The 23,610-nt window shown below is 60.5% G+C and carries 21 protein-coding genes and 1 tRNA gene; 13 read left to right on the forward strand and 9 right to left on the reverse strand.

What is annotated here, in order from left to right; all coding sequences use genetic code 11:
- Positions 1-151 precede the first annotated feature (151 nt).
- Positions 152-907: a tyrosine-type recombinase/integrase gene (locus tag IT775_RS02525; RefSeq protein WP_246525263.1), complete on the forward strand. Its 756-nt coding sequence runs from the start codon at positions 152-154 to the stop codon at positions 905-907.
- Between the two features lie 71 nt (positions 908-978).
- On the opposite strand, the gene IT775_RS02530 is transcribed toward IT775_RS02525, so the two are convergent.
- Positions 979-1,055 (reverse strand) — tRNA-Pro (locus tag IT775_RS02530).
- Between the two features lie 303 nt (positions 1,056-1,358).
- On the opposite strand from IT775_RS02530, the gene IT775_RS02535 reads away from it, so the two are divergent.
- The gene (locus tag IT775_RS02535) at positions 1,359-3,515 is read left to right on the forward strand and encodes an ATP-binding protein (protein WP_212699510.1); all 2,157 of its coding nucleotides are present in this window, start codon (positions 1,359-1,361) and stop codon (positions 3,513-3,515) included.
- A gap of 155 nt (positions 3,516-3,670) precedes the next feature.
- Positions 3,671-5,818, forward strand: coding sequence for a hybrid sensor histidine kinase/response regulator (locus IT775_RS02540; RefSeq protein ID WP_246525295.1), 2,148 nt, complete (start codon positions 3,671-3,673; stop codon positions 5,816-5,818).
- A gap of 123 nt (positions 5,819-5,941) precedes the next feature.
- Here IT775_RS02540 and leuB read toward each other — a convergent pair whose 3' ends face one another.
- Entirely contained in the window at positions 5,942-7,048 is a 1,107-nt protein-coding gene (gene leuB / locus IT775_RS02545; RefSeq protein ID WP_212699512.1) for a 3-isopropylmalate dehydrogenase, read from the reverse strand.
- A 57-nt stretch (positions 7,049-7,105) separates the two neighbouring features.
- Positions 7,106-7,999, reverse strand: coding sequence for a LysR family transcriptional regulator (locus IT775_RS02550; protein ID WP_212699513.1), 894 nt, complete (start codon positions 7,997-7,999; stop codon positions 7,106-7,108).
- Between the two features lie 95 nt (positions 8,000-8,094).
- On the opposite strand from IT775_RS02550, the gene IT775_RS02555 reads away from it, so the two are divergent.
- Entirely contained in the window at positions 8,095-8,997 is a 903-nt protein-coding gene (locus tag IT775_RS02555) for a Rossmann-fold NAD(P)-binding domain-containing protein (protein ID WP_212699514.1), read from the forward strand.
- A 3-nt stretch (positions 8,998-9,000) separates the two neighbouring features.
- Here the strand turns inward: IT775_RS02555 and IT775_RS02560 are convergent, their stop codons facing one another.
- The 4 genes from IT775_RS02560 to leuC form a co-directional block, all read right to left on the reverse strand.
- The gene (locus tag IT775_RS02560; RefSeq protein WP_212699515.1) at positions 9,001-9,987 is read right to left on the reverse strand and encodes an endonuclease/exonuclease/phosphatase family protein; all 987 of its coding nucleotides are present in this window, start codon (positions 9,985-9,987) and stop codon (positions 9,001-9,003) included.
- A gap of 38 nt (positions 9,988-10,025) precedes the next feature.
- Entirely contained in the window at positions 10,026-10,784 is a 759-nt protein-coding gene (locus IT775_RS02565; RefSeq protein WP_246525265.1) for a hypothetical protein, read from the reverse strand.
- A gap of 430 nt (positions 10,785-11,214) precedes the next feature.
- Positions 11,215-11,820: a 3-isopropylmalate dehydratase small subunit gene (gene leuD, locus IT775_RS02570; RefSeq protein ID WP_212699517.1), complete on the reverse strand. Its 606-nt coding sequence runs from the start codon at positions 11,818-11,820 to the stop codon at positions 11,215-11,217.
- 12 nt (positions 11,821-11,832) lie between these two features.
- On the reverse strand, positions 11,833-13,242 hold the full coding sequence (gene leuC, locus IT775_RS02575; protein ID WP_212699518.1) for a 3-isopropylmalate dehydratase large subunit: 1,410 nt from the start codon (positions 13,240-13,242) through the stop codon (positions 11,833-11,835).
- Between the two features lie 220 nt (positions 13,243-13,462).
- Here leuC and IT775_RS02580 point away from each other — a divergent pair, with 220 nt between their 5' ends.
- The 4 genes from IT775_RS02580 to IT775_RS02595 all read left to right on the forward strand — a co-directional run bounded on the left by IT775_RS02580 (position 13,463) and on the right by IT775_RS02595 (position 17,012).
- Positions 13,463-14,800, forward strand: coding sequence for a mechanosensitive ion channel family protein (locus IT775_RS02580; RefSeq protein ID WP_212699519.1), 1,338 nt, complete (start codon positions 13,463-13,465; stop codon positions 14,798-14,800).
- A gap of 249 nt (positions 14,801-15,049) precedes the next feature.
- Entirely contained in the window at positions 15,050-15,685 is a 636-nt protein-coding gene (locus tag IT775_RS02585) for a sigma-70 family RNA polymerase sigma factor (protein WP_212699520.1), read from the forward strand.
- On the forward strand, positions 15,682-16,317 hold the full coding sequence (locus IT775_RS02590) for a ChrR family anti-sigma-E factor (protein ID WP_212699521.1): 636 nt from the start codon (positions 15,682-15,684) through the stop codon (positions 16,315-16,317). Before IT775_RS02585 ends, IT775_RS02590 begins: the two co-directional genes overlap by 4 nt.
- Before the next feature lie 179 nt (positions 16,318-16,496).
- Positions 16,497-17,012, forward strand: coding sequence for a fasciclin domain-containing protein (locus IT775_RS02595; protein ID WP_212699522.1), 516 nt, complete (start codon positions 16,497-16,499; stop codon positions 17,010-17,012).
- Positions 17,013-17,270: 258 nt separating this feature from the next.
- Here IT775_RS02595 and IT775_RS02600 read toward each other — a convergent pair whose 3' ends face one another.
- On the reverse strand, positions 17,271-17,996 hold the full coding sequence (locus IT775_RS02600; RefSeq protein ID WP_212699523.1) for an SDR family NAD(P)-dependent oxidoreductase: 726 nt from the start codon (positions 17,994-17,996) through the stop codon (positions 17,271-17,273).
- Positions 17,993-18,763 carry a DUF1365 domain-containing protein gene (locus IT775_RS02605; RefSeq protein ID WP_212699524.1) on the reverse strand — a complete coding sequence of 257 codons (771 nt, stop codon included), beginning with the start codon at positions 18,761-18,763 and terminating at the stop codon, positions 17,993-17,995. The genes IT775_RS02600 and IT775_RS02605 overlap by 4 nt, the downstream gene beginning before the upstream one ends.
- Positions 18,764-18,891: 128 nt before the next feature.
- Here IT775_RS02605 and IT775_RS02610 point away from each other — a divergent pair, with 128 nt between their 5' ends.
- The 5 genes from IT775_RS02610 to IT775_RS02630 are packed head-to-tail and all read left to right on the forward strand — an operon-like array spanning position 18,892 to position 23,601.
- Positions 18,892-20,235: an NAD(P)/FAD-dependent oxidoreductase gene (locus tag IT775_RS02610; protein WP_212699525.1), complete on the forward strand. Its 1,344-nt coding sequence runs from the start codon at positions 18,892-18,894 to the stop codon at positions 20,233-20,235.
- Positions 20,174-21,331 (forward strand): SAM-dependent methyltransferase, encoded by a 1,158-nt coding sequence (locus tag IT775_RS02615; protein ID WP_212699526.1) that lies wholly within the window; start codon positions 20,174-20,176, stop codon positions 21,329-21,331. Before IT775_RS02610 ends, IT775_RS02615 begins: the two co-directional genes overlap by 62 nt.
- A complete protein-coding gene (locus IT775_RS02620; protein WP_212699527.1) occupies positions 21,324-21,818 on the forward strand; it encodes a hypothetical protein in 495 nt (164 codons plus the stop codon). Before IT775_RS02615 ends, IT775_RS02620 begins: the two co-directional genes overlap by 8 nt.
- Complete coding sequence (locus IT775_RS02625) at positions 21,818-23,044, forward strand: MFS transporter (RefSeq protein ID WP_212699528.1); 1,227 nt, start codon at positions 21,818-21,820, stop codon at positions 23,042-23,044. The genes IT775_RS02620 and IT775_RS02625 overlap by 1 nt, the downstream gene beginning before the upstream one ends.
- Positions 23,041-23,601 (forward strand): DUF3833 domain-containing protein, encoded by a 561-nt coding sequence (locus IT775_RS02630; RefSeq protein ID WP_212699529.1) that lies wholly within the window; start codon positions 23,041-23,043, stop codon positions 23,599-23,601. Before IT775_RS02625 ends, IT775_RS02630 begins: the two co-directional genes overlap by 4 nt.
- Positions 23,602-23,610 lie beyond the last annotated feature (9 nt).

The raw sequence follows: 23,610 nt of genomic DNA on the forward strand, positions 1-23,610 counted from the left end.
ATCATCCCGATGATCTGTTCGTCGCTAAATCTGCGTTTCATGGTCCATCCTTTACTTGGACGGATCACTAACACCGCAATGGCCTGAATTCAGGGGGCAACGTCAGAAGGCTTACAGCGAGACCGTCGTTGGTCGCCCTGTCCATGAAAGCATGGAATACACGGGACGCTCTGTGCTGCCCTGGTTCGGTGCCTTCCGCCCCGATCAGATCAGCGTGCAGGACTGCAAGGCCTACATCGCTGACCGCAAGCAGACTGGTATTCAGGACGGAACGATTTGGACGCAGCTCGGCAAACTTAGGACCTGCTTGAACTGGGCCGAGAAGACAGGGTTAATCGAGAGGGCGCCCTACATCGAGCGTCCGAGCAAGCCTGCGCCCAAGGAGCGGTATCTGACGCGTGAGGAGATTGCACAGATACTCGCAGTCGACTGCGCACCTCACATCAAGCTGGCGATCCGGCTGATGTTGTCCACGGCAGCTAGGGTAACGGCCGTGTTAGAGCTCACTTGGGACCGGGTGAACTTCGAGCGCGATCAGATCAACCTCCGCACTGGCGAGGGGCAGAGAAAGGGAAGAGCCATCGTCCCCATGACTCAGAGCCTGCGTGCCGCGCTCATGGAGGCGCGCAGAGCGGCGTTGTCCAACTACGTCGTGGAATGGGCGGGTGGCCCCGTGAAGTCCATCAAGAAGGGCTTCAAAGCGGCCGCAGTTGATGCTGGACTGTCCGACGCATCGCCCCACGTGCTGCGCCACACGGCAGCGGTCCACATGGCCGAAGCGGGCATCCCGATGGACGAGATCGCTCAGTATCTTGGCCATTCGGATTCGCGGATCACGGCGTCCACCTACGCACGCTACAGCCCGGAGCACCTCCGCAAGGCCGCCAGTGCGTTGGAGTTCGGCTAGCGCTCAGGTTCAATGAACCTAGGAGCACTGTCTTAAAAACGAAAAAGGCGCCCGAAGGCGCCTTGTTTTAGTGGTCGGAGTGAGAGGATTCGAACCTCCGGCCCCTGCCTCCCGAAGACAGTGCTCTACCAGGCTGAGCTACACTCCGATCCGGATCGACGCCCGGGAAACGCAAGCGCGGGAATGCTTGCAGGCGGCAATCGCGAAGTGGTCGCTCTATCGACAATTCGTCAGGCAATGTCAAGCACCCGATCGCGCAAAAACAACGCCCCCCTTCGTACTGGGACAGAATTCCTAGCGACACGCCCGAACCTTGGAAAATTCGCATGGACTCCCGCGGTAGAATCCGCGCAAAAACGACAAGATTTATTGAAAGCTGCAAAATTGCGGGCGATCATCGCCAAACTTTGCGTAGATTGAGTATGGGTAAAGTATCGGGTGCGCTGAAATGATGCAGCAACAAGCAGGTTTCGATTTTTCGCGATCTCTCGACCGACATATCAAGACAAGCCGATTTGCCGCCGTTGCCTGGCTCATACTCACGCTTCCCTGGATCGCCTATTTCACCTTCACGCAGGATTTCGAACGGGCCGGGATTCTGGCCTTCAGCATCGTCAACCAGGTTTTCGCACTGATCCTGTTCCGGCTCGGGCGGCATTACGTGGCACGCGTGTACTGGCTTGCCGTGCAGATCGCGACCTTCTTCGTGGGTACCTACTATCTTGGCCGTGTGGGCAACACGGATCTGATCCTGCTGTTCCTGCTTGGCCTGCCGTTCCTGTTCTTTTCCTGGGAAAAGGAACGCCACACCCTCATCGTGTTCGAGGCAATCGTGCTGCTGGCCGCGACACTGGCATTCGCGTTCGACTGGCTTGATCAGAATACTTCTTGGTTCGCATACCCCGCGGCACCGCATACCCAGACGTCACCGGAACTGCTGGCGTTCAGCTTGAAGCTCACCATCGCGATCCTGATCATTTCCGAAATCGCCTATTTCGTCAGGGTTACCCAGATGGCAACCGATGCTGCTGACAGGGCCTTGCGGCAATCGAAACAGGCGACGCGGGCAAAAGGCGAGTTTCTGGCCAACATGAGCCACGAAATCCGCACCCCCATGAACGGGCTGGTCGGGATGATCGAGGTGCTGGAAACCACGGATCTGACCGATCAGCAGACGCGGGTTGTCGGAACGATCCGCAACTCCGCCTTTTCACTGCTGCGGATCATCGACGACATCCTGGACGCCAGCAAGGTCGACGCGGGCAAGCTCGACCTGGAAACGTCCAAGGTCGAACTGCGCCCGCTTGTCGAAGGGGCCGCGCAAACCCTGCAGACAACGTCCGACCAGATGGGTGTTCATATCCGCATGCTGATCGACCCGGATCTGCCGGAATGGATAGCGACCGATCCCGGGCGGTTGCGGCAGATCCTTCTCAACCTGCTCAGCAATGGTGTGAAATATTCCTCCAAGGAACTGACAGATCGACAGGGCGAAGTGAAGATGCTGGCGGAAAAAGGCCCCGGCGGAAACCTGCGCTTCAGCTTCTGCGACAACGGCATCGGCATGAGCCAGGAATTCCTTGCCAAACTATTCGATCCTTTCACCCAAGCGGATGTTACGTCACACCGGCGCGTCGGCGGCACCGGGTTGGGATTGGTGATCACCCGCAGCCTGATCGAACTGATGGGCGGCACCATCGACATCGTCAGCAGCCCCGGTGAAGGGACTTCCGTGACCGTCGACCTGCCGCTGGAAGCCGTCGACGGACCAAGCCGAATGCCTGACCTGTCGGGGCTGGAAGCAATCTGCTTCGATCTGCTGGACGAAGCCGCGCGCAGCGGCATGGAGCGGCTCTTGTCGAAGGCCGGTGCGCATGTCACCTTTGTTCGGGTGGTCGAGGACATCGCGCGCCTTGACAAAGCCATCACGCAAAATCCGATCGTCCTGCTGCCGACCACCAACGACGCCCGGTCCAGAGCCCTGCAGATCGCGGTGACCGCACGGGCCCCGAATGCGAAATTCGTACGGTTTTCCTCCACCCGATCGGCCCGTTACGGGCTGCAGAGCGAAAACTGCTACCTGATCCAGATCTACCCGATGATGACCAGCGAACTGCTGCATGCCATTGCCGTTCTCAGCGGGCGCTCCGGAAACATTACCAAACTCCTGCGCGAAGGCGGTGTGCTCAACACCAGCGCGATCGAGGAAACCGACACCGGGCTGGCCGAAGCCAAGAACCTGATGATCCTTGTCGCCGAGGACAATGAGATCAACCAGATCGTTCTGAGCAACCAGCTGGAAATCCTCGGATACCCGCATGACATCGCGTCGAACGGCCGCGACGCATTGCAGAAATGGAGCAGCGGGCTTTACGATCTGGTCCTGACCGATTGCCACATGCCGTTGATGGACGGTTTCGAGCTGACCAGCGAAATCAGGCGGCTTGAAGCCGAACGAAACGGCCCCCATACGCCGATCATCGCGATCACCGCGAATGCGCTCGCGGGCGAAGCGGAAAAATGCATCGGTATGGGCATGGATGGCTACCTGGCGAAACCCGTTGAGATCAGCGCGTTGAGAGACAAGCTCGACACCTTGTTGAGCTGAACACTCCCGACGCTTGCCAATTGCATCCACATTGGCACTACACAGCATCGTGAGAGCATACGCTACGTCACCGTTAAGAGTACGCGGAATGTGCCGTAACAAATAAAATCAGACCATCTGAAACAATTATTTCTTCCCGGGCGGCTTTTACATTGATGCTAGGTACGCGATCCCATGCCTTTCCGAGACTGAACGAGCGGATCAGGCTGAGTAAATTTCACCAGCTTCAGGCCGCGGTCCTGCTGACTTTGTGGCTTGGTTATTTTATCTGGATCGGCAACACCGACCTGATAAAGGCCGCCCTTTGGGTGGCAGCGGCCACCCTGCCCGCCTGCATTTTGCATGGGTTGCGATGGGATTACCTGGCCCGGGTGTACTGGAACGTCGCGAGCGCCCTGGCTGTCCTGAAGATTACGTTTTCCTATGGCGGCGACGCCACGCCCGAAGTTTTCTTTTTCTTTCTGATCGGGTTTCCGTTCCTTCTCTTTTCCCTGTCCGAGGAACGAAAGACTCTCATTTCGATCGTGGCATTCCAGACCGCAATCGGCTTCTTCGCGCTGAGCATGGATTTCTTCGGATTTCAGAAGGGGGTTCCAACCCCACCGCTGACCGAGGAACAAGCACGAACAATAGAATGGGGCATCCGCATCACCGTCGCTTCCCTGCTGCTGATACAGATGATGTATTCGTCCTTCCTCAACAGCCGCGCCCATGCGCAGGCGAAGGCAGCACTTCGCGAGGCCAACAGCGCGGCCCGCACCAAGGGCGAATTTCTGGCCAATATGAGCCACGAAATCCGTACGCCGATGAATGGCGTCATTGGCATGATCGAGATTCTGGAAACGATGGATCTCAGTCCGCAGCAAGAGCGGCCGGTCACGACGATCCGGAATTCGGCCTTCGCGTTGCTGCGCATCCTCGACGACATTCTCGACGCCAGCAAGATCGATGCCGGCAAACTGAACGTGGAGAAGACCAAGGTCGAAATCCGGCCCCTGCTAGAAGGCGTATCCCAGACGATGCAGACCATGGCCGATGAAAAGGGCGGGGAACTTCGGCTGCTGATCGACCGGAAACTGCCGGAATGGGTCATGGCGGATTCGGGACGGCTGCGCCAGGTCCTACTGAACCTGCTCAGCAATTCGATCAAGTATTCGGCCAAAAACCTGACCGGGCACAAGGGCACCGTTGTTCTGAAGGCGCGCAACCACCGCGACAAGCTGCTTGTCATCACGGTCAAGGACAACGGGATCGGGATGAGCGACGAGGTCAAGGAAAACCTGTTCGAACCCTTCATGCAGGGGGAACAATCCAGCCGTCGCCGCGTCGGCGGGACCGGGCTGGGCCTCGTCATCAGCAAGAATCTGATCCATTTGATGGGCGGCGATATCAGGATCGAAAGCGAGGAAGGCGAAGGCACCAAGGCCGTCATCACCCTGCCGCTGGAACCTGCCGACGGGCCCAGCCGCCTTCCCGACTTGACCGGATTGCAGGTGGTCTGCTTCGGCGTCAAGGACGAGCTGATCCGTGAAGGTATGGAACATATTCTGGGTGCCGGCGGAGTTCAGAACGAATTCATCGACGACATGGAATACGCCGAGCGGCAGGCCCCCGACCGGATGAACCGCGCGGTCATCATTTTCCCGCCCATGGACGCCACCAAACGCGATCCGCTGCAGAAACGGTTCGAGGAACTTTTCCCCGGCGCCAGCTTCATCCATTGCAGCCCGGTACGATCAGACCGGTTGGGGCTGATTGCCCCCAACACCTACCGGATCCAGATTTTCCCGATGATCACGAGCGAGCTTTATCACGCGCTGGCGGAACTGAGCGGCCGCGTGGCGCGCGCATCCGAAACCGCGGAGCACGACACCGCCGGTACCGGCCCCGATCATGTCCCCGGCGACCACCGTATCCTGGTCGTCGAAGACAACGAAATCAACAAGGCCGTCCTCAGCAAACAGTTGGAAATCCTCGGCTACCCGCACGAACTGGCCTCTGACGGGATGGAAGGATTTGCCAAGTGGCAGATGGGTGACTTCAGCCTTGTCCTGACCGATTGTCATATGCCGCGCATGGACGGTTTCGAAATGCTGGCGGCGATCCGCACCGAGGAACGGCAGGCGGATCGGCAAAGGTTGCCCGTCATCGCGATCACCGCCAACGCCCTGCAGGGCGAAGCGGCAAAATGCATCGCTGCGGGGATGGACGGCTATCTTGCCAAGCCGGTGGAACTCAAGGCTCTCGAATCCCAGATCCTGGCGCTGCTGAACAATCGACAGGAACTCCCCATCGCGTCGTGACCCGGGGTATTGCTTGGTGACAACGCTGCGATGCCAGAACGCGCGAAACCCCGCTTCGTCCCTCTCTGAAACGCGAACGGCCCGCCATCATGGCGGGCCGTTCAAAACCATCAGGAAGTCAGCTTACAGGCTGGCTTCCAGAGCCGCGACGATCGCGTCGCCCATTTCGCTGGTCGACACCGGGTTGACGCCTTCTTCGCCCAGCAGGTCGGCGGTACGCACACCGTCGGCCAGTACCTTTTCGACCGCCGCTTCCAACCGGTCGGCCTCGGTCCCTTCATCGAAGCTGTAGCGCAGCGCCATCGCGAAGCTGAGGATACAGGCGATCGGGTTCGCCTTGCCCTGGCCGGCGATGTCGGGAGCGGAGCCGTGCACCGGTTCGTAAAGCGCCTTCGGGCGACCATTGGCCATCGGCGCGCCGAGGCTGGCCGAGGGCAGCATGCCAAGCGAGCCGGTCAGCATCGCGGCGGCATCCGACAGCAGGTCGCCGAACAGGTTGTCGGTCACGATCACGTCGAACTGCTTGGGCCAGCGGCACAGCTGCATCGCGCCGGCATCGGCGTACATGTGGCTCAGCTCGACGTCGGGGTATTCCTTTTCGTGTACTTCCGACACCACGGCGCGCCACAGGATACCCGATTCCATCACGTTGGCCTTCTCCATCGAGCAGACCTTGTTGTTGCGCTTGCGGGCCAGTTCGAACGCCGAGCGCGCAACGCGCTCGATCTCGCTCTCGGTATACCGCTGGGTGTTGATGCCGACCCGTTCGTTGCCTTCCTCGAAGATGCCGCGCGGTTCGCCGAAATAGATGCCCGACGTCAGTTCGCGCACGATCATGATGTCCAGACCGGCCACCACGTCCTTTTTCAGCGACGAAAAATCGGCCAGCGCGTCAAAACACTGTGCCGGGCGCAGGTTGGCGTAAAGGTCCATTTCCTTGCGCAGGCGCAGCAGCCCGCGTTCCGGCTTCACGCTGAAATCCAGATCGTCGTATTTCGGACCGCCAACGGCGCCGAGCAGGACCGCGTCCACCTCTTGCGCCTTTTCCATGGTTTCGTCGGTCAGCGGGGTGCCGTGCGCGTCATAGCTGCAGCCCCCGACCAGACCTTCGCTGACATCGAAATTCAGCCCGCGCTTGTCGCCGTACCAGCCGATGATCTTGCGCACCTCGGCCATCACCTCGGGGCCGATCCCGTCACCGGGCAGAATAAGAAGCGAAGGGTTGGTCATATCACTGTTCCTCGGTTTTCAATTCAGGCAAACGCCTATCCTTTGCAGCCGGAAAGATCAAGAAACGAAGGGGGAAAGACCGTCGCTCAGACGGTCCCAGACCGCCGCGATCCGTGGCACGTGGCGCAACGCCTGCGGTGCGGCCAGCCAGACCGGAAGCGGAGGGATCGTCACCCCGATATCCAGCGCTTCGACCAGCGGATCGGCATCGATCATGTTGCGCTGACCAAACCCCACACCGCAACCGGACCGGATCAGCTGCCAATACGCATTCTGATCGTCGCAGCGGGTGGTGAACCAGTCCCGTGTCGCGGGCCACCCCAGATCGCGCATGCCGCGCAGAATCAGTTCGCTTTGGTCATAACCGACCAGATCATGGTCCATCATGTCCTGCACCGTTTCCGGGCGGCCGTGTTTTTGCAGATAGGATGTCGCGGCACAGACCCCCAACTGGATTTCACCCAGTTTGCGGGTGACGATCTCCAGCTGCTGCGGCTGATACATGCGCACGGCAATATCGGCTTCGCGGAATAGCAGGTTGTCGCTACGATCCGAGGCGACCAGATCTATGGTGATCCCCGGCAGGGCATCGCGGATATCGGCAACGATGTCGGGCAGGTAATTCAGCGCCATGATCTCGCTCGCGGTGATCCTGACAGTGCCGCTGGTTCCGGCATCGCGCCCCGCCACCGCCAGGGCGATTTCGCGCATCGCGTCCTGCATCCGGCGGGCGGCGGGCAGGATCGCCTGCCCCGCCTCGGTCAGGTCGAATCCGCGCGGTTGCCGGATCAGCAGCGTGACGCCAAGGTCGGTTTCCATCTGCTTGATCTGTCGTCCCAGCGTCGGTTGGCTCAGCCCCAGTTGCCGCGCCGCCGCCGACAGCGATCCCTGTTCGGCCACGGCAAGGAAACTGCGCACAAGCGCCCAGTCGGTCTGATCGAGGTTTTCCATGCAGAAATGAATACACAACCTTCGATTTCAGGCAATATCCATTCACATCGGAACAGCCTATTTTGCCCGCAGAGATTTCAGAAAGGAACCCGACTATGGAACAGACTGTCCTGATCCTGGGCGCCACTGGCCGCTTCGGCACCAACGCCGCCCAAGCCTTCACCGCCGCTGGCTGGAACGTCCGCACATTCGACCGCAGCCGCGACAACCTGGCGACAGCGGCACGCGGCGTCGACGTCATCGTGAATGGATGGAATCCGCCCTATCACCAATGGGCAAAACTGGTGCCCGGCCTGCATGACCAGGTCCGCAAGGCCGCCCTGACGAATGACGCCACGGTGATCATCCCCGGCAATGTCTATGTCTTCGGTCCCGATGCGCCCTATTGCTGGAAAAGCAGCACGCGGCATCTGGCGCAGAACCCGCTGGGCAAAATCCGGATCGAGATGGAACAGGCCTATCGCCGCGACGAGGTGCGCACCATCATCGTGCGATCGGGCGATTACCTCGATACCGACGCCTCGGGCAACTGGTTCGACATGATCATGGGCAAAAACCTGGCCAAAGGAAAATTCTCCTATCCCGGTCGCACCGACATCCCCCATGCCTGGGGCTATCTGCCCGATGTGGCGCGGGCGGCGGTGATGCTGGCGGAAAAGCGGGATCAGCTTGCGCGGTTCGAAGACGTGCCCTTCCCCGGTTACACCCTGACAGGCGAGGAACTGGTGGCGGCGATTTCGAAGGTTACCGGCCGCGACATCAAGCTGAAGAAAATGGTCTGGTGGCCAATGAACTTCGCCCGGCCCTTCATGCCGATGCTGAACGGAATCTTCGAAATGCGGTATCTGTGGAACCTGCCGCATCGCCTTGACGGGGAACGGTTCAGCGCCCTGCTGCCGGAATTCCGGCCCACCCCGGTCGAAGACGCCCTGGCCAAGGCCGTGGCGCCGCTGCTGCCCGATGACAAACCGTCCCGGATGCAGCGCGCCGCCGCCTGAGCACTAGTCCGGCACGGCAAGGTCGACCCAGACCAGCCGATGCCGGCTGGCCGCGTCAGTCACCGCCGCGAACGGGTCGCCGGGATCGGGCCACAGAACCCCGGCACCCAGCACCCGCAAGCCGGCCGAGGGCAAAACATAATCCACCCGCATCGGGCCGGTCGCCTTCCATGAAACCGTTGCGGCATCATGAGATGGGGAACGCGGCTGCGGATTTTGCAAGCGCGGATCGCCCAGCAGCGCCCTGATCGCCGGTTTTTGCCCCTCGCCCCTCTCGGGATCGGCATTGGCATCGCCGGCAAGGACGAACGGCCCGGCCACCGGTTCGCCCATGTCGCCATCCAGATAGGCCGTCCACAGGCGCAGTTCGTCGGCATTGCGATAGCCGTTGCGATCCTCGGCCCCGTCGAACACCGGGGGCGTCGCATGGAAGGTCATGACCGAAATCCGCCGCTCCCGCGACACCTCCACGGGCACAACCCAATGCCCGACCGAGCTGAGCCGCTGCACAGTTGCTGCCTCTGCCTCCAGCACGCCAGAGGCCCGTGGTCCCTCGGCGCGGTCCAGATCGGCCCACAACAGCCCGGACAGGTCCTGCACCCCGTCCCGGTCGATTGGAAAGCGCGACAGAATCGCCATCCCCCCCTGCCCGGCAAACAGCCCATAGCCCTGCGCATCGCGCGGCCCGCCAATCCGCCCATCGCCATCCAGATCGATCCCGGTCTGCCAGCCACTGTTGGGGCGCAAGGCGAAAAGATGCGGATAATCGGTTCCTGCCTCGGCAATCCGGTCGCGCAATTCTGACAGGGCAACAGCGCCGTGATCGTAATCGATCCCCTGCAACGCCACGATGTCGGCCCCGGCCCGGGCCAGAACGGCGGCCACCGCCCGAACCTGCGGATCACCCCTGGCGATATCGCGCAGCAACAGGCCGGGTCCTTGCCGGCTCAGCTCGGTATTGAAACTGGCGATGCGGATCGTGTCGGCCATTGCGGCCGCCCCAGGCAGCACCGGCAAAAGGCAAAGGATCAGGCGACACGCGCCTTGGATTCGGCATAGGCGCGGCGCCGCTTTTCGCCGATCATGTCGGCCACGCGCCCCAACGCGATCCCGCGCAGCATCATCAGGCTTGGCAAACAGGCCCATATCGTCACCGACCAGATCAAAGCATGCGGTTCCGCCAGGATTTTCGGCTCCATCCAACCCCAGATTCCCTTGACCACCGCGGGGATCAAGAATGGCAAGATGAAGCCTAACATAACGTTAAGCCGGGCATCCCGCGTCAACCGGGTCAGCACGTCTCCCTGGGTGGGATCGAACATCGGCAGGTTGACCCAGACGTTGAAGGCGCCGTTCCCGCGCGGCCAGTTGCCAAGATGGACGGCGATGAAAAAGAACAGCACCGCCATCCCGGAAATCGCATAGGCCATCGCCGCCACCATGCGCAGGGTATCGACCACGTTCGCCGGCGTATCGGGCGCCAGCGTCAGCAAGGCCAGCCGGATCGGCGAAAACGGGAAATCCAACAGGTTCCCGAGGATCCGCGCAAAGGCGATCAGCACCAGCGATATCTGCGACGGATAGGCCCCGGCGCGCAGGATCATCGCCAGAATGAAAACCACGATCAGAACGGTGGTGAAGCGCAGCCGGTTGAACGGCGCGGCATAGCGGAATTCGATCACGGAAGGATATTCGGCGATATATTCGAAGAAGATCATCGCACCCGCGAGGATCGCCACCAGCACGATCAGCGCCGAGGCGTCACCTGCTGTTCCGGGTAACAGCATGGACGGCATAGCGATAAGAAACGCTACAAGGATTGCGCGGCTTGCCGCGCGTGCCACATGTTCGATCACTTCTCGATCCCTTCAACCTGGCCGGATGCAGTTCTTTGCCGCATCCTGGTTCCAACTTGATCCCGCTACGTTGGCGGACTGCCTCATTCTTGCCCCAATCCTGCCTTGTTTCGGGCTTCGGCTCAAGAACGGATGGACCAAATGGCTGAAAACGCACCGTCTTACCGGGTGAAGTGGTGCCGGCTTGCATCATTTCGGCTGCCACAATTGGACTTTTTGGGAATATCTAGGGGGTGGATCGGTTCGGCCCCATAGGCGGGAAAATCCCCCGGCGGCCCCGATCGAAGGGTAAAAAAAAACGGGGATCACATCCACCCCCGGAAAGAAAAAAGCCGCCCCGGAGGGCGGCTTTCGAAGCGGGTCAGACCCAAGGCCGTTCCTGCGCCATCTTGTCTTCGTAGGACTTGATCGCGTCGGCCTTTTCCATCGTCAGGCCGATGTCATCCAAACCGTTCAGCAGGCAATGCTTTTTAAACGCATCCACCTCGAACTTGATCACCTCACCATCCGAGGTGGTGATTTCCTGCGCTTCCAGATCGACGGTCATCCGGGCGTTCGCCCCTTTTTCCGCATCCTTCATCAGCAGGTCGACCTGTTCCCGCGGCAGCACGATCGGCAGGATGCCGTTCTTGAAGCAGTTGTTGAAGAAGATGTCGGCAAAGCTGGTCGAGATCACGCACTTGATGCCGAAATCCTTGATCGCCCAAGGCGCGTGTTCGCGCGACGATCCGCAGCCGAAATTGTCGCCCGCCACGAGGATCTCGGCGTCGCGATACTGCGGCTTGTTCAGCACGAAATCGGGAATTTCGTTGCCGTCGCGGTCATAGCGCATTTCGTCGAACAGGTTCACCCCAAGCCCGGACCGCTTGATGGTCTTCAGGAAAATCTTGGGGATGATCATGTCGGTGTCGATATTCACCAGCGGCATGGGCGCCGCGATACCGGTGAGTTTTTCAAACTTTTCCATATCGCTGGCTCCTTACATCAGCTCGCGTACATCGGTCAGCTTGCCGGTCAGCGCGGCAGCGGCGGCCATGGCGGGGCTCACCAGATGGGTGCGGCCCTTATAACCCTGACGGCCCTCGAAGTTGCGATTCGAGGTCGAGGCGCAGCGTTCTTCCGGCGCCAGCTGGTCGGGATTCATCGCCAGACACATAGAACAGCCCGCAAGGCGCCATTCGAACCCGGCTTCGAGGAAGATATCGGCCAGGCCCTCTTCTTCCGCCTGGGCGCGGACAAGACCCGATCCCGGCACGATCATCGCGCGGATGCCGTCCTTGATCTTCTTGCCCTTGACCACGTCGGCCACGGCGCGCAGATCCTCGATCCGGCCATTCGTGCAGGATCCGATGAAAACCGTGTCGATCTCGATATCGGTCAGCTTCTGGCCCGGGGTCAGCCCCATGTATTCGATGGCACGCTTAGCCGCCTCAACCTTGCCCCCCTCGAAATCCTCGGGAGAGGGAACAACACCGGAAATCGGCAGCACGTCTTCGGGCGAGGTGCCCCAGGTGACGACCGGTTCGATGTCTTCGCCCTTGATGGTCACGACCTTGTCGTAATGCGCGCCCTCGTCGGAGAAAAGTGTCTTCCAATAGGCCAGCGCCTGTTCCCACGCTGCGCCTTTCGGCGCATGCGGGCGGCCCTTGATATATTCGAAGGTGGTTTCGTCCGGTGCGATCAGACCGGCGCGCGCACCGCCCTCGATCGCCATGTTGCAGACGGTCATGCGACCTTCCATCGACAGGTCGCGGATCGCTTCACCGCAATATTCGATGACGTGGCCGGTACCGCCGGCGGTGCCGGTCTTGCCGATCACCGACAGCGTGATGTCCTTGGCGGTGACACCGGGATGCAGCTTGCCGGTGATTTCCACCTTCATGTTCTTGGATTTCTTCTGGATCAGCGTCTGGGTCGCCAGCACGTGTTCCACTTCCGAGGTGCCGATACCGTGCGCCAGCGACCCGAAGGCGCCGTGGGTCGCGGTGTGGCTGTCGCCGCAGACCACGGTCATGCCCGGCAGGGTCCAGCCCTGTTCCGGGCCGACGATATGCACGATGCCCTGACGAACATCGCTCATCGGGTAATAGTTGATGCCGAAATCCTTGGCGTTCTTGTCCAGAGCGGACACCTGGATGCGGCTGTCCTCGGTCATCTGCTCGGGATCTTCGCGGCCTGCCGTGGTCGGCACGTTGTGATCCGGAACGGCGATGGTTTTGTCGGGCGCATGCACTTCGCGGCCGGCCAGGCGCAGGCCTTCGAACGCCTGCGGGCTGGTCACTTCGTGCACCAGGTGGCGGTCGATATAAAGCAGGCAGGTGCCGTCTTCGGCTTCGTCAGCGACGTGCGCATCCCAGATTTTATCATAGAGTGTCTTCGGGGCGGTCATGGTCCTCTCCCGTGGATTGTCTTCGGTGAATATAGGCGTGACAGGGGTGGGCGCGCCTTATAGGCGGGCCAGAACAGTGTGCATGGCGCCGAAGAACCGCCAGGGCAGGCGCGCGCGATCATCCATGTCGAAAATCCGTGTCATGGACCGGCAAATAGCCTCTCCGCGCGAGTCTTACAAGTGTCTTGCCCGATCGGGGTCCCCGTGCAACGCTGGCACCATGGAGGAAACCGAAGCCGAAACCGCACTGCCGCAAAGCACCGAGGAACTGGCGCTCGGGCTGTGGTCGGATGCCGAGCGCTTCATTTCCGGCCTGATGCGACCATGGAACGCCTATCAGATCCTGATCGCGCTTGGCCTGTTCCTGACCGCCCATCTGCTGATGCACCTGATCGGGCCGCGGCTGCACGACTGGATGCGCAGCAAGGGGCATTGGCCGAACTGGCGGCTGCGTATCCTTGTGGTGCTGCACCGGCGGCTACGGCTGATCCTGTTCGTCACGCTGATCTGGCCAACGGTCTGGATCATGCGCGAAACCACCTGGCCCAGCCGGTCCTACATGCTGGGCATCCTGGCGCAACTGGCCTTCGCCTGGCTGGTCATCGCGGTGCTGACCCGGCTGATCGGCAACAAATTCCTGCGCCAGGTGGTGCGCTATTGCGGCTGGATCTGGGTGACGCTGTCGATCCTCGGCCTGACCGAGGATACGCGACTGCTTCTCGACAGCGCCGCGATTGACCTGGGCGGCACGCATTTGTCAATGTGGCTGCTGCTGCAGGCGGTGGCATCCTTGGCAGTGCTGTTCGCACTGGCCCGTTTCCTGTCCCGCGCAAGCGCCGACAGCATCCGCGGCAACAAGGAAATCAGCCCCTCGATGCAGGTGTTGCTGATGAAGTTCCTGCAGGTGCTGTTGTATGGCGCGGCGGTGTTCATCGGGCTGCAGGCGGTGGGCGTCGACCTGACCGGGCTGGCCTTCCTGTCCGGCGCCATCGGCGTGGGCTTGGGTTTTGGCCTGCAGAAGGTCGTGTCCAACCTGGTGTCCGGCATCATCATCCTGATGGACAAGTCGATCAAACCCGGCGACGTGATTTCGCTCGGGACCACCTTCGGCTGGATCGAGGCGCTCGGCGCGCGCTATGTCAGCGTGGTCACCCGCGACGGCAAGGAATTCCTGATCCCGAACGAGGACCTGATCACCGGACAGGTGGTGAACTGGTCGCATTCCAACGATTACGTGCGGCTCGATATCCATTTCGGCACCGCCTATCACGACGACCCCCACAAGGTGCGCGACATAGCGGTGGCGGCCGCGAAAAGCGTCAACCGGGTGCTGACGATCAAACCGCCGGTCTGTCACATCGTCGGCTTCGGCGACAGTTCAGTCGACTACGTCCTGCGGTTCTGGATCGAGGACCCGACCGGCGGGCTGACCAATATCCGCGGCAATGTCTTCCTGGCCCTGTGGGATGCGTTCCAGGAAAACGGCATCACGATCCCCTTCCCGCAGCGCGAGGTGTCGCTGCTTCCCGGGTCGCAGTTGCAGACAAAGGCGGAGTGATCATAAGAGGCGCCCGTTTCCGGGCACGCTGGTTTCGCCGCGCCTTCATGCCGAAACCGTTGGGCCCCGCACGCTGGAATCCCGGGATACACTCAAACAGAAACGGGACACACACCCATGACCTGACGGCAGCCGCGCGGCTGACGACCGGAAGGAAGTGCCCGGTGCGGCCCACCGCCCACCTGATTTTCCAACAAGATTTTTCACCGAATAAATGATCCGTGTTTCACGGCGCCTCGTATTGGGGTTATGTTGACACAGACCTTAGACAGCCTGCACCGAAAATCGCGTGTTCCACCGGTGCACCGTGACGAAAGCAAACTCGTGTTGCAAAGCAGAGCCGACATTTCGCAGCAGACCGTCTGGATGATCGCCGTCCGGGACAACCGGGACCGCACTGCATTTGCCGCGCTCTTTGATCATTTCGCACCGCGTCTCAAAGGTTTCATCATGCGTTCGGGCGCATCAGCCCATCAAGCGGAAGAAATAGTTCAGGACGTGATGCTGACGATATGGCGCAAGGCGGCGACGTTTGATCCGCACCGCGCACAGGTTTCTGCGTGGATTTATCAGATTGCCCGCAACCGCCAGATCGACATCGCACGCAAAGAAAACCGCCCGATGCCGGAAGAGCTGAAGGAAGAGGCGGGCACGGACATCGATGCCAGCCAGATCCTGGGCCTCGAACAGGAAGCGGGACAATTGAAACAAGCCCTCGCCACGCTCAAGCCCGAGCAGCGAGAAATCATCGAGAAGGCCTATCTGGGCGAACTGACCCATCAGGAGATCAGCGCCCAGACCGGCCTTCCGCTGGGAACCATAAAGTCGCGTATCAGGCTTGGCCTGGAACGCCTGAGACATGAGTTAAAGGACCTCAAGTCATGAGTGCCATAACCCACCATACCCCCGACGCCATGTTGGCGGCCTATGCGGCGGGTAACCTTCCGTATGCCTTTGCCGTTGCCGTGGCCAGCCATGTGTCGCTTTGTGCGCAGTGCCGTGCGGCACTGGAAGCCCATCAGGCCGTCGGCGGCGCCGTTCTGGAAGAAACGGGTGCCGTCGCCGTATCGTCGACGCTTAAGGACAATATCCTTGCCCAGCTCGATGCTCCGTTCACGCCGGAACCGGTTTATGAACGGAACGGGATCTACCCCGGCCCGGTGATGGAGGCCCTGAAAGGCCGCGCACCGCGCTGGAAGAAACTGGGCATGGGCGTGCGACAGGACATCATGTCGGCGGATGCCAATGGTTCGGTGCGACTGCTTTATATACCGCCGGGGCAGGCGGTGCCCAATCACAGCCATAACGGGTTGGAATTGACGCTGGTCCTGCAGGGCAGCTTCAGCGACGAAACCGGGCGCTTCGGCGTTGGCGATCTGGAAATTGCCGACGAAGAACTGGAGCACACGCCGGTTGCCGACGAGGGAGAGGCCTGTATCTGCTTGGCGGTGACCGACGCGCGCCTGCGCTTTCGCGCGCTGGTGCCTCGGCTGTTGCAGCCGCTCTTCCGGATCTGAGGCGCACCCATTTCAGGCAGGATTTTGAACCACCGATTTTCGGTGGTTCTTTTTTTAATTCAATAAGTTAGACCACGAAACCGTGAGCTTGTGATCCACCCGGAGCGCGGCAGCGTATCCCTTGTACGATCATCAATTGAGACCGGGCGGAACATGCCCATCGACAAGGAGACCTTCGAATGAAAACCGCTTTCAAAACCGCTGTTGCCGCCGTCGCGCTGAGCCTTACCACCGCCGCCGCCCAGGCCAACAACATCGTTGAAATCGCAGCAGGGGACAAACGCTTCTCGACACTCGTCGCCGCCGTTAAGGCCGCAGACCTCGCTGAAACCCTGTCCGGGCCGGGCCCGTTCACCGTCTACGCCCCGACGAACGATGCCTTCGCGGCACTGCCCGAGGGTACCGTGGCAACGCTGCTCCAGCCCGAAAACAAGGACCAGCTGACCAACGTGCTGCTATATCACGTCGATGACCGGAACCTGCCGTCAGACATGATCCCCGCCGGATCGAACTACTTCAAACCGATCTTGGCAAGCGAACGCCTGTGCATCACGGCAGGGGCGGACGGTGTGAAAATTGCCGACGGCACCGGCCAGATGGCGAATGTGATCATCGCAGACATCAAGGCCGACAATGGCGTGATCCACGTGGTCGACAAGGTACTGCTGCCTGGCAAACGCCCTGCTTGCTCCTAACAACAGGTGCCTGTCAGAACCATCTGACACATAATACGTTTGGCCGGTGCGTTCATTTTCTGAACGCATCGGCCTTCGTTTTTCGTGCAACCTGCAACTCGGCCACCGAGCGCGCACAAGTTACTGCTGAAACATGAAGGCTTCGAAGGGAACTGGCGATCAGGCCCCGATCCACGTGGATGGGTTCATGATGGTCCGGCTACTGTGTGGGCCGTCGATTGGACGGGATCGACCGCCTCCGGTTATCCCGCTGGCAGGTCATTTTCCGCGATAGGCGATGAAGTCAGGCAGGTATTCCAAGCTACGGATGAACCATGAAAATGGAGCCGGAAAATCGGTGCGAAAGCGACGTTTGCGCATGGCTTTCAGCACCTTTTCCGCGGCGTCCTCGGGTGTCATCAGCATCGGCATGCGAAAACTGTTTTTCGAAGTCAGGCGGGTCTTGATAAAGCCGGGATTGACCAGCCGTACCTTCACGCCGCTGCCCTTGAGATCAAAACGCATGGTTTCGGCCAGGCTGATCAGCGCGGCCTTGCTCGCCCCATAACCGATGGCGGCAGGCAGCCCGCGATACCCAGCCAGCGACCCAATCAACGTGATGTCGCCTTGTCCTTTTTCTACGAAACCTGGCACGATTTCACCAAGCACGCGCATCGCACCGGTGAAATTGACATCGCACATCGCCAGGGCCGTATCCCGATCCCACTCGGTGGCGCGCATCGGTTCATAGGATCCGACGTTGTATATAATGCCGTGCAGGTCGCCGGCCTCGGCTGCTGCCCGGCGCACGGCGTCGTTATCGGTTACATCCAGCGGCAGAGCGCGCGCATGCTTCAATTCAGCGCTGAGGCTCTCGAGCCGTTCGGCATTGCGGGCCGAAAGGATCAGCCGCGCCCCTTCGGAACTCAGCTTCTGGGCCAAAGCGCGCCCCAACCCTTCACTGGCACCGATCAACCAAAATGTTTTGCCGGAAAAATCCGTCATTTTCCTGCACTGCCAAAGGTCTGGCTGTCCGACATCAAACTCTCGGGTTCGGGTTGTTTCTTCAAAAACGGCGCCCGTTTGAGGTAAAGGATGGCGGCCTGCCAATGGATCAGGGCAAGAATCCGCAGCGCGCCCATCGGGCGTCGCAGCGCGGCCCACAACAATGAACGACTGGTTGCCGGGCGGCGGTTGCCGCGCAGAGTAGCCAGCACGCCTTGATCGCCATTCTCGAACGCAATGCGGATATCGATCCCGGTCTCATCCATGGCGAAGTTGAACCGGTATTGACCGGCAACCGTTTGAAACGGCGACACGTGCATCAATTTTTCGGCGATCAGAACATCGCTTCTCCGGATCGGGCGAAAATCGTCATGCGCGCAGAAATAGCAGTGGCGGTGACCAAAGGTATTGTTCACCTCGGCCACAAAGGCGCGCGGCGCCCCATCGACCAGCGCGATCCAGAAACTGACCGGGTTAAAGTGAAACCACAGGAAACTAGGCTGGGTAAGCAACAGAAGCCGCGCGCCGTCCGTCTGGAAACCATGCTCTCTCAGAACCTCCTTGAACCACGCCGCGCCGCGGCCATCCCCCCGCGGCCCGCCATGCCGGCGATCCCAAAGCGACCAAATATTGAAACGGTTGCGCGAGATCAGCCAGGGCTTCGTGGCGCCCAGGTCGGTCAGCACGTAATCTACGCCATAGCTGAAAGCGTTTTTCAGCGTGCCACGCCGGGCGTGATGGGTTCGAGCTTGAATGTGTTCCAGCATGATAGGTCTGATACGCGCACGCGTGTCCTTTGGATCACTTCCCGCATGGATTCTTTTTGCACGCGAATTTGATCCGAACCGCCGGACCTCACGTATCCCCTTCATAACGGATACAAGACGAGGACAGTATGTTCGATCAAACTCAGGGCCCACGCAAGAAGATCGCCATCGTCGGAGGCGGCATCTCTGGGTTGTCCGCCGCCTATTATCTGGCGCCTCACCATGATGTCACCGTGTTTGAAGCCGCCCCAAAGCTGGGCGGTCATGCACGCACCGTGATGGCCGGCAAAAACGGGGATCAGCCGGTCGATACCGGCTTCATCGTCTTCAACTACGTCACCTATCCCTACCTGACCCGTCTTTTCCGCGACCTCGACGTGCCGGTGATCAAAAGCGAAATGAGCTTCGGCGCCAGCATCAATAACGGCCGGCTTGAATATGGCCTCAGCAATCTGGGCGCCATCACCGCGCAGAAGGGCAACCTTCTGCGGCCGCAATTTTACAAGATGATCGCCGACATCATGCGTTTTGGCAAAAGCGCCGAGGCTGCGGCCAAGGACGACGACAAGACCATCGGCGAACTGGTCGACGAACTGAGGTTGGGGGATTGGTTCCGCAACAACTACCTGATGCCCATGTGCGGCGCGATCTGGTCAACGCCGGTCGGCGAGGTGGACCAGTTCCCGGCAAGATCACTGGTGCAGTTCTTCCGCAACCACGCCCTTTTGGCCGGTGCGGGCCGCCATCAATGGTGGACGGTCAAGGGCGGCAGCATCGAATATGTTCGCAGACTGGAGACGGCTCTGATCGCGCGCGGCTGCACCATTCGCACCGGCACCCCGGTTCATCATGCCCAGCGCGGCGCGTTTGCGGTCAGCATCAAAGCCGGCGAAGGTCCGTCCGAAACCTTCGACGAACTGATCCTGGCCTGCCACTCGGATCAGGCGCTGGCCATTTTGGGGGCTGATGCAACGGCGGCAGAATCCGAGGCCCTTGGCAGCATCCGCTATCAGCCCAACAAGGCCGTGCTGCATTGCGATCCCAGCCAGATGCCCAAGCGCAGATCCTGCTGGTCAAGCTGGGCCTATCGTTCGCAGGACGGTGCCATCGGCGTCACCTACTGGATGAACAAGCTTCAGAGCATCCCCGAAAGCGACCCGCTTTTCGTCACGCTGAACCCGTCCAGCGAAATCCGGCAAGAGGCGATCTATGATGCGGTCGAATTCGCCCACCCGGTCTTCGACAAGGCAGCGCTCAAGGCGCAGCGGGATATTCGCCAGATGCAGGGCCAAAACCGGACATGGTTTGCCGGGGCCTGGAACCGTCACGGTTTCCACGAAGACGGCATTGCCAGCGCAATGCGCATTGTCCGCATGCTCACCGAAAGCAACCAATTCGAAGGAATGGAAAATGCGTTTGACCAACAAGGCCTTGAAATCGAATTTCCTGTCGACCTGCGAGCGTCTGCGTGAAGGGCGACTGACGCTGCGCACGCCACAAGGCGAACGGTACAACTTCGGCACCTCGGGCCCCGAGGCCGAAATGGTCATTCGCGATTGGTCTGCGGTCTCGGCGATGGCGGCGCACGGCCAGGTGGGGCTTGGCGAAACTTACGTTCAAGGCCTGTGGGACACGCCCTCGATCGAGACGCTGATGACGTTGGCAATGCGCAATCGCGACCATTTCGGCGCCTACGATCAGGCCAGCCCGTTCAACCGGGCCAAGTTCCGTCTGGTAGACACCGTGATGCGGGCCAATTCGCGCCGTGGAGCCCGCAAGAACATCCGTTCGCACTATGATGTCGGCAATGAATTCTACGCGCTGTGGCTGGATGATGGGATGACCTATTCCTCGGGCCTGTTCGAGGGCGCCGACAACGACCTGTCGCGCGCGCAATCCCGTAAGAACGCGCGGGCCCTTTCGCGTTTGGGCGAAGGGGCACGCACGCTGGAAATCGGCTGTGGCTGGGGCGGGTTCGCCGAACACGCGGCACGGGAAGGCCGCGATGTGACTGGCGTAACCATTTCGCGCAATCATCACAGCTATGCCGAATGCCGTCTTGATGGCCGCGCCGATATTCAGCTGCGCGACTATCGCGACGTGCACGGGCAATATGACAACATCGTTTCGATCGAAATGATCGAAGCCGTCGGAGCACGCTACTGGCCAAGTTATTTTTCGGTGCTCAAACGAAACCTGGCCGAGGGCGGGCGCGTTCTGCTGCAGGCGATCACCGTCAAGGATAGCTTTTTCGACGTTTACAAGACCTCGTCGGACTACATTCGCCAATACGTCTTTCCGGGCGGCATGCTGCTGTCGGACAGCGTGTTCGAAAATCAGGCCAAGGCGGCCGGTCTTCAGGTCCGCGAAAGTTTCGCCTTCGGGCAGGATTACGCCAAAACCTGCCGGATCTGGGCCGAACGCCTGAGCGCTCAAAAGCGCCGGATCAAAGACATGAGCTATGGCGAGGATTTCTTTCGCAACTGGCAATACTATCTCGAAATTTGCGCCGTTTCCTTTGCCGTCGGGCACACGAATGTCGTCCAGGTGGAGCTGGCGCATGCGTAATATCGTTCTGTCATCCGCACTAATCCTCGCGCCTGTCTTTGCACAGGACTCCACGGTCGAAGCCGCGCTGCCCGATGCCGAATTGCGCGGCACCGCGACCTTTCGTTTTGTCGGGCTCCCGATTTATGAGGCGCGGCTGTTCACCGAAGCCGGCGCCCCGCTGGATTGGAACAAGGATTTCGGTCTCGAGCTGAAGTACCTGCGCAGTCTGTCCGAACGTGACCTCGTCGAAAGCACGATGCGCGAGTTCAAGCGCACAGGGGACGCGGTGCCGGTGCGTGATCAACTGGAACGTTGCTTCAATGACGTGCGCAAGGGCGATCGCTTTTTCGCCGTGTCCAAGGGCCAAAACCAGATCGGATTCTGGCACAACGGAAAACGCGTCTGCACGCTCAGTCATCCGCAGATCAAAACCCGGTTCATGGCGATCTTTCTTGGGGAAAACACCCGTTCGAAGTCTTTCACCCGGAAACTTAAGGGCGAATGATGCTTTACCCGCGTGTCAGCCTCTATGCGCTGATGCTGGCTGCGGCCGGCATACCGCTCTATATCCATCTGCCGCGTTTCGCCTCGGTGAATCTCGGGATCGGGCTGGGCACGATCGGAACCATCCTCTTGGTGATCCGGCTGATTGACCTGGTGCAGGACCCGCTGATCGGCTGGGCGATTGACCGCTGGCCACGGGCTCAAAGCCTGTTTGCATCTGGCGCCGCCATCGGCTTGGCTATCGGTTTCCCCATGCTCTTCACCCCGCGGTCAGGCCCCTATGTGACGGCGCAACTTGTGGCGATCCTCGTGCTGCTGTTCTCGGCCTATAGCCTGGGCATGATCCTGCTCTACGGGCGCAGCGCAACCCTTGCCCGAACGCTGACGCCAGATGCGCTGATGACGCTTGCCGCCTTTCGCGAGGGCGGCATGTTGACAGGCGTTGTGATCGCCGCCATCGCCCCGGCCGTGTTTGTCGCTCTGGGGGCCGGGGCGCAAGGCTATCCCGCCTTCGGTCTCTTCCTCGGAGCGCTTGCCTTAACCGCGGCCGTCATCTCCATGCCGATCTGGCGCCGCCCGCCCATATTGGGGGAACGGCTGTCGCTGGCGGGCCTCGGTCAGGCGGGGGCGCTCCGGCTTTTGGCACTGGCGCTGGTCAACAGCCTGCCCGTTGCCATCACATCAACCCTGTTCCTGTTCTTCGTCGAAGACCGCCTGCAACTGCCGGGCAAGGCCGGTCCTCTGCTGATCCTCTTCTTCCTCAGCGCCGGTTTGAGCGTACCGCTCTGGGCGCGGATGAGCCGGCGGGCGGGGCCGAAAACCACGCTGTTGATCGCGATGCCGCTGGCCGTTCTGGGTTTCGTCGGCGCGGCGTTTCTCGCGCCAGGCAACATGGCGGGATTCGCCCTGGTTTGCCTGGCTTCGGGTTCGGCACTCGGGGCCGACATGGTGATTCTGCCCGCGATGTTCTCCGTTGCGCTAACAAAGGCCGGCCTCAAGGCATCGCTGGCCTTCGGCATCTGGTCATTTGCCGGAAAACTCGGTCTGGCGCTTGCCGCCTTTGCGGTTCTCCCGGTGCTGGAGCGCAGCGGCTTCACCCCCGGCGTACCGAACAGCGCCGAGGCGCTCACAACATTGAACATATCCTACGCCGTCATTCCCTGCATATTGAAACTCGGCGCATTGGCCCTCGTCCTTGCGCTTCCCACAGAGGACACAAACTCATGAAACTCCTCGCTGCCCTGCTCTTTCTCATCGTTCTGGCCATGATCGCCAAGAACATGTTGTTCAGCTTTCGCGCCCAAAGCCCTGCGGATTATGCCGACACCGGCCCGGCCTTTTCGCTCAAGACGCATCTCTCGGGCGAGATCCTGTCCGAAGGACTGATCTATGGGCCGAATGGCAAGATGACCAACAGCTTTGTCGCCCGAATGGTCGGGGAATGGGATGACGACACCGGCACGCTGTCCGAAGAATTCACCTATTCCAACGGCAAGCAACAAAGCCGGAAATGGTTTCTGAAACTCGAAGATAGCAATACCTTCACCGCCACGGCCGATGATATCGTCGGCGAAGCGCGCGGCGTCATCTCCGGTTCGACCATCAAGATGGAATACAAGATCGTATTGCCAGAGGACACGGGCGGTCACACCCTGACGGCCACCGATTGGCTCTACCTCACGGAAAACGGCGTTATCATGAACAAATCCGAGATGCGCAAATTCGGCGTCAAGGTGGCCGAGCTTGTCGCAACGATACGTCCGGCGCCGGACACGCAGCGCTGAACACCTCTC

The sequence above is a fragment of the Thalassovita aquimarina genome (genome assembly GCF_018219815.1).
GTDB classification, from domain to species: Bacteria; Pseudomonadota; Alphaproteobacteria; order Rhodobacterales; family Rhodobacteraceae; genus Thalassobius; species Thalassobius aquimarinus.

Bases quoted from the DNA above. Each gene is read 5' to 3' on its own strand.
- IT775_RS02540 (WP_246525295.1), top strand. From the start codon at position 3,671: ATGCTAGGTACGCGATCCCATGCCTTTCCGAGACTGAACGAGCGGATC.
- IT775_RS02555 (WP_212699514.1), top strand. From the start codon at position 8,095: ATGGAACAGACTGTCCTGATCCTGGGCGCCACTGGCCGCTTCGGCACC.
- IT775_RS02550 (WP_212699513.1), bottom strand. From the start codon at position 7,999: ATGGAAAACCTCGATCAGACCGACTGGGCGCTTGTGCGCAGTTTCCTT.
- IT775_RS02565 (WP_246525265.1), bottom strand. From the start codon at position 10,784: ATGCTGTTACCCGGAACAGCAGGTGACGCCTCGGCGCTGATCGTGCTG.
- IT775_RS02535 (WP_212699510.1), top strand. From the start codon at position 1,359: ATGCAGCAACAAGCAGGTTTCGATTTTTCGCGATCTCTCGACCGACAT.
- leuC (WP_212699518.1), bottom strand. From the start codon at position 13,242: ATGACCGCCCCGAAGACACTCTATGATAAAATCTGGGATGCGCACGTC.
- IT775_RS02615 (WP_212699526.1), top strand. From the start codon at position 20,174: ATGCGTTTGACCAACAAGGCCTTGAAATCGAATTTCCTGTCGACCTGC.
- IT775_RS02600 (WP_212699523.1), bottom strand. From the start codon at position 17,996: ATGACGGATTTTTCCGGCAAAACATTTTGGTTGATCGGTGCCAGTGAA.
- IT775_RS02605 (WP_212699524.1), bottom strand. From the start codon at position 18,763: ATGCTGGAACACATTCAAGCTCGAACCCATCACGCCCGGCGTGGCACG.
- IT775_RS02525 (WP_246525263.1), top strand. From the start codon at position 152: ATGGAATACACGGGACGCTCTGTGCTGCCCTGGTTCGGTGCCTTCCGC.
- IT775_RS02625 (WP_212699528.1), top strand. From the start codon at position 21,818: ATGCTTTACCCGCGTGTCAGCCTCTATGCGCTGATGCTGGCTGCGGCC.
- IT775_RS02585 (WP_212699520.1), top strand. From the start codon at position 15,050: ATGTTGACACAGACCTTAGACAGCCTGCACCGAAAATCGCGTGTTCCA.
- IT775_RS02560 (WP_212699515.1), bottom strand. From the start codon at position 9,987: ATGGCCGACACGATCCGCATCGCCAGTTTCAATACCGAGCTGAGCCGG.
- IT775_RS02580 (WP_212699519.1), top strand. From the start codon at position 13,463: ATGGAGGAAACCGAAGCCGAAACCGCACTGCCGCAAAGCACCGAGGAA.
- IT775_RS02630 (WP_212699529.1), top strand. From the start codon at position 23,041: ATGAAACTCCTCGCTGCCCTGCTCTTTCTCATCGTTCTGGCCATGATC.
- leuB (WP_212699512.1), bottom strand. From the start codon at position 7,048: ATGACCAACCCTTCGCTTCTTATTCTGCCCGGTGACGGGATCGGCCCC.
- IT775_RS02595 (WP_212699522.1), top strand. From the start codon at position 16,497: ATGAAAACCGCTTTCAAAACCGCTGTTGCCGCCGTCGCGCTGAGCCTT.
- leuD (WP_212699517.1), bottom strand. From the start codon at position 11,820: ATGGAAAAGTTTGAAAAACTCACCGGTATCGCGGCGCCCATGCCGCTG.
- IT775_RS02610 (WP_212699525.1), top strand. From the start codon at position 18,892: ATGTTCGATCAAACTCAGGGCCCACGCAAGAAGATCGCCATCGTCGGA.
- IT775_RS02590 (WP_212699521.1), top strand. From the start codon at position 15,682: ATGAGTGCCATAACCCACCATACCCCCGACGCCATGTTGGCGGCCTAT.
- IT775_RS02620 (WP_212699527.1), top strand. From the start codon at position 21,324: ATGCGTAATATCGTTCTGTCATCCGCACTAATCCTCGCGCCTGTCTTT.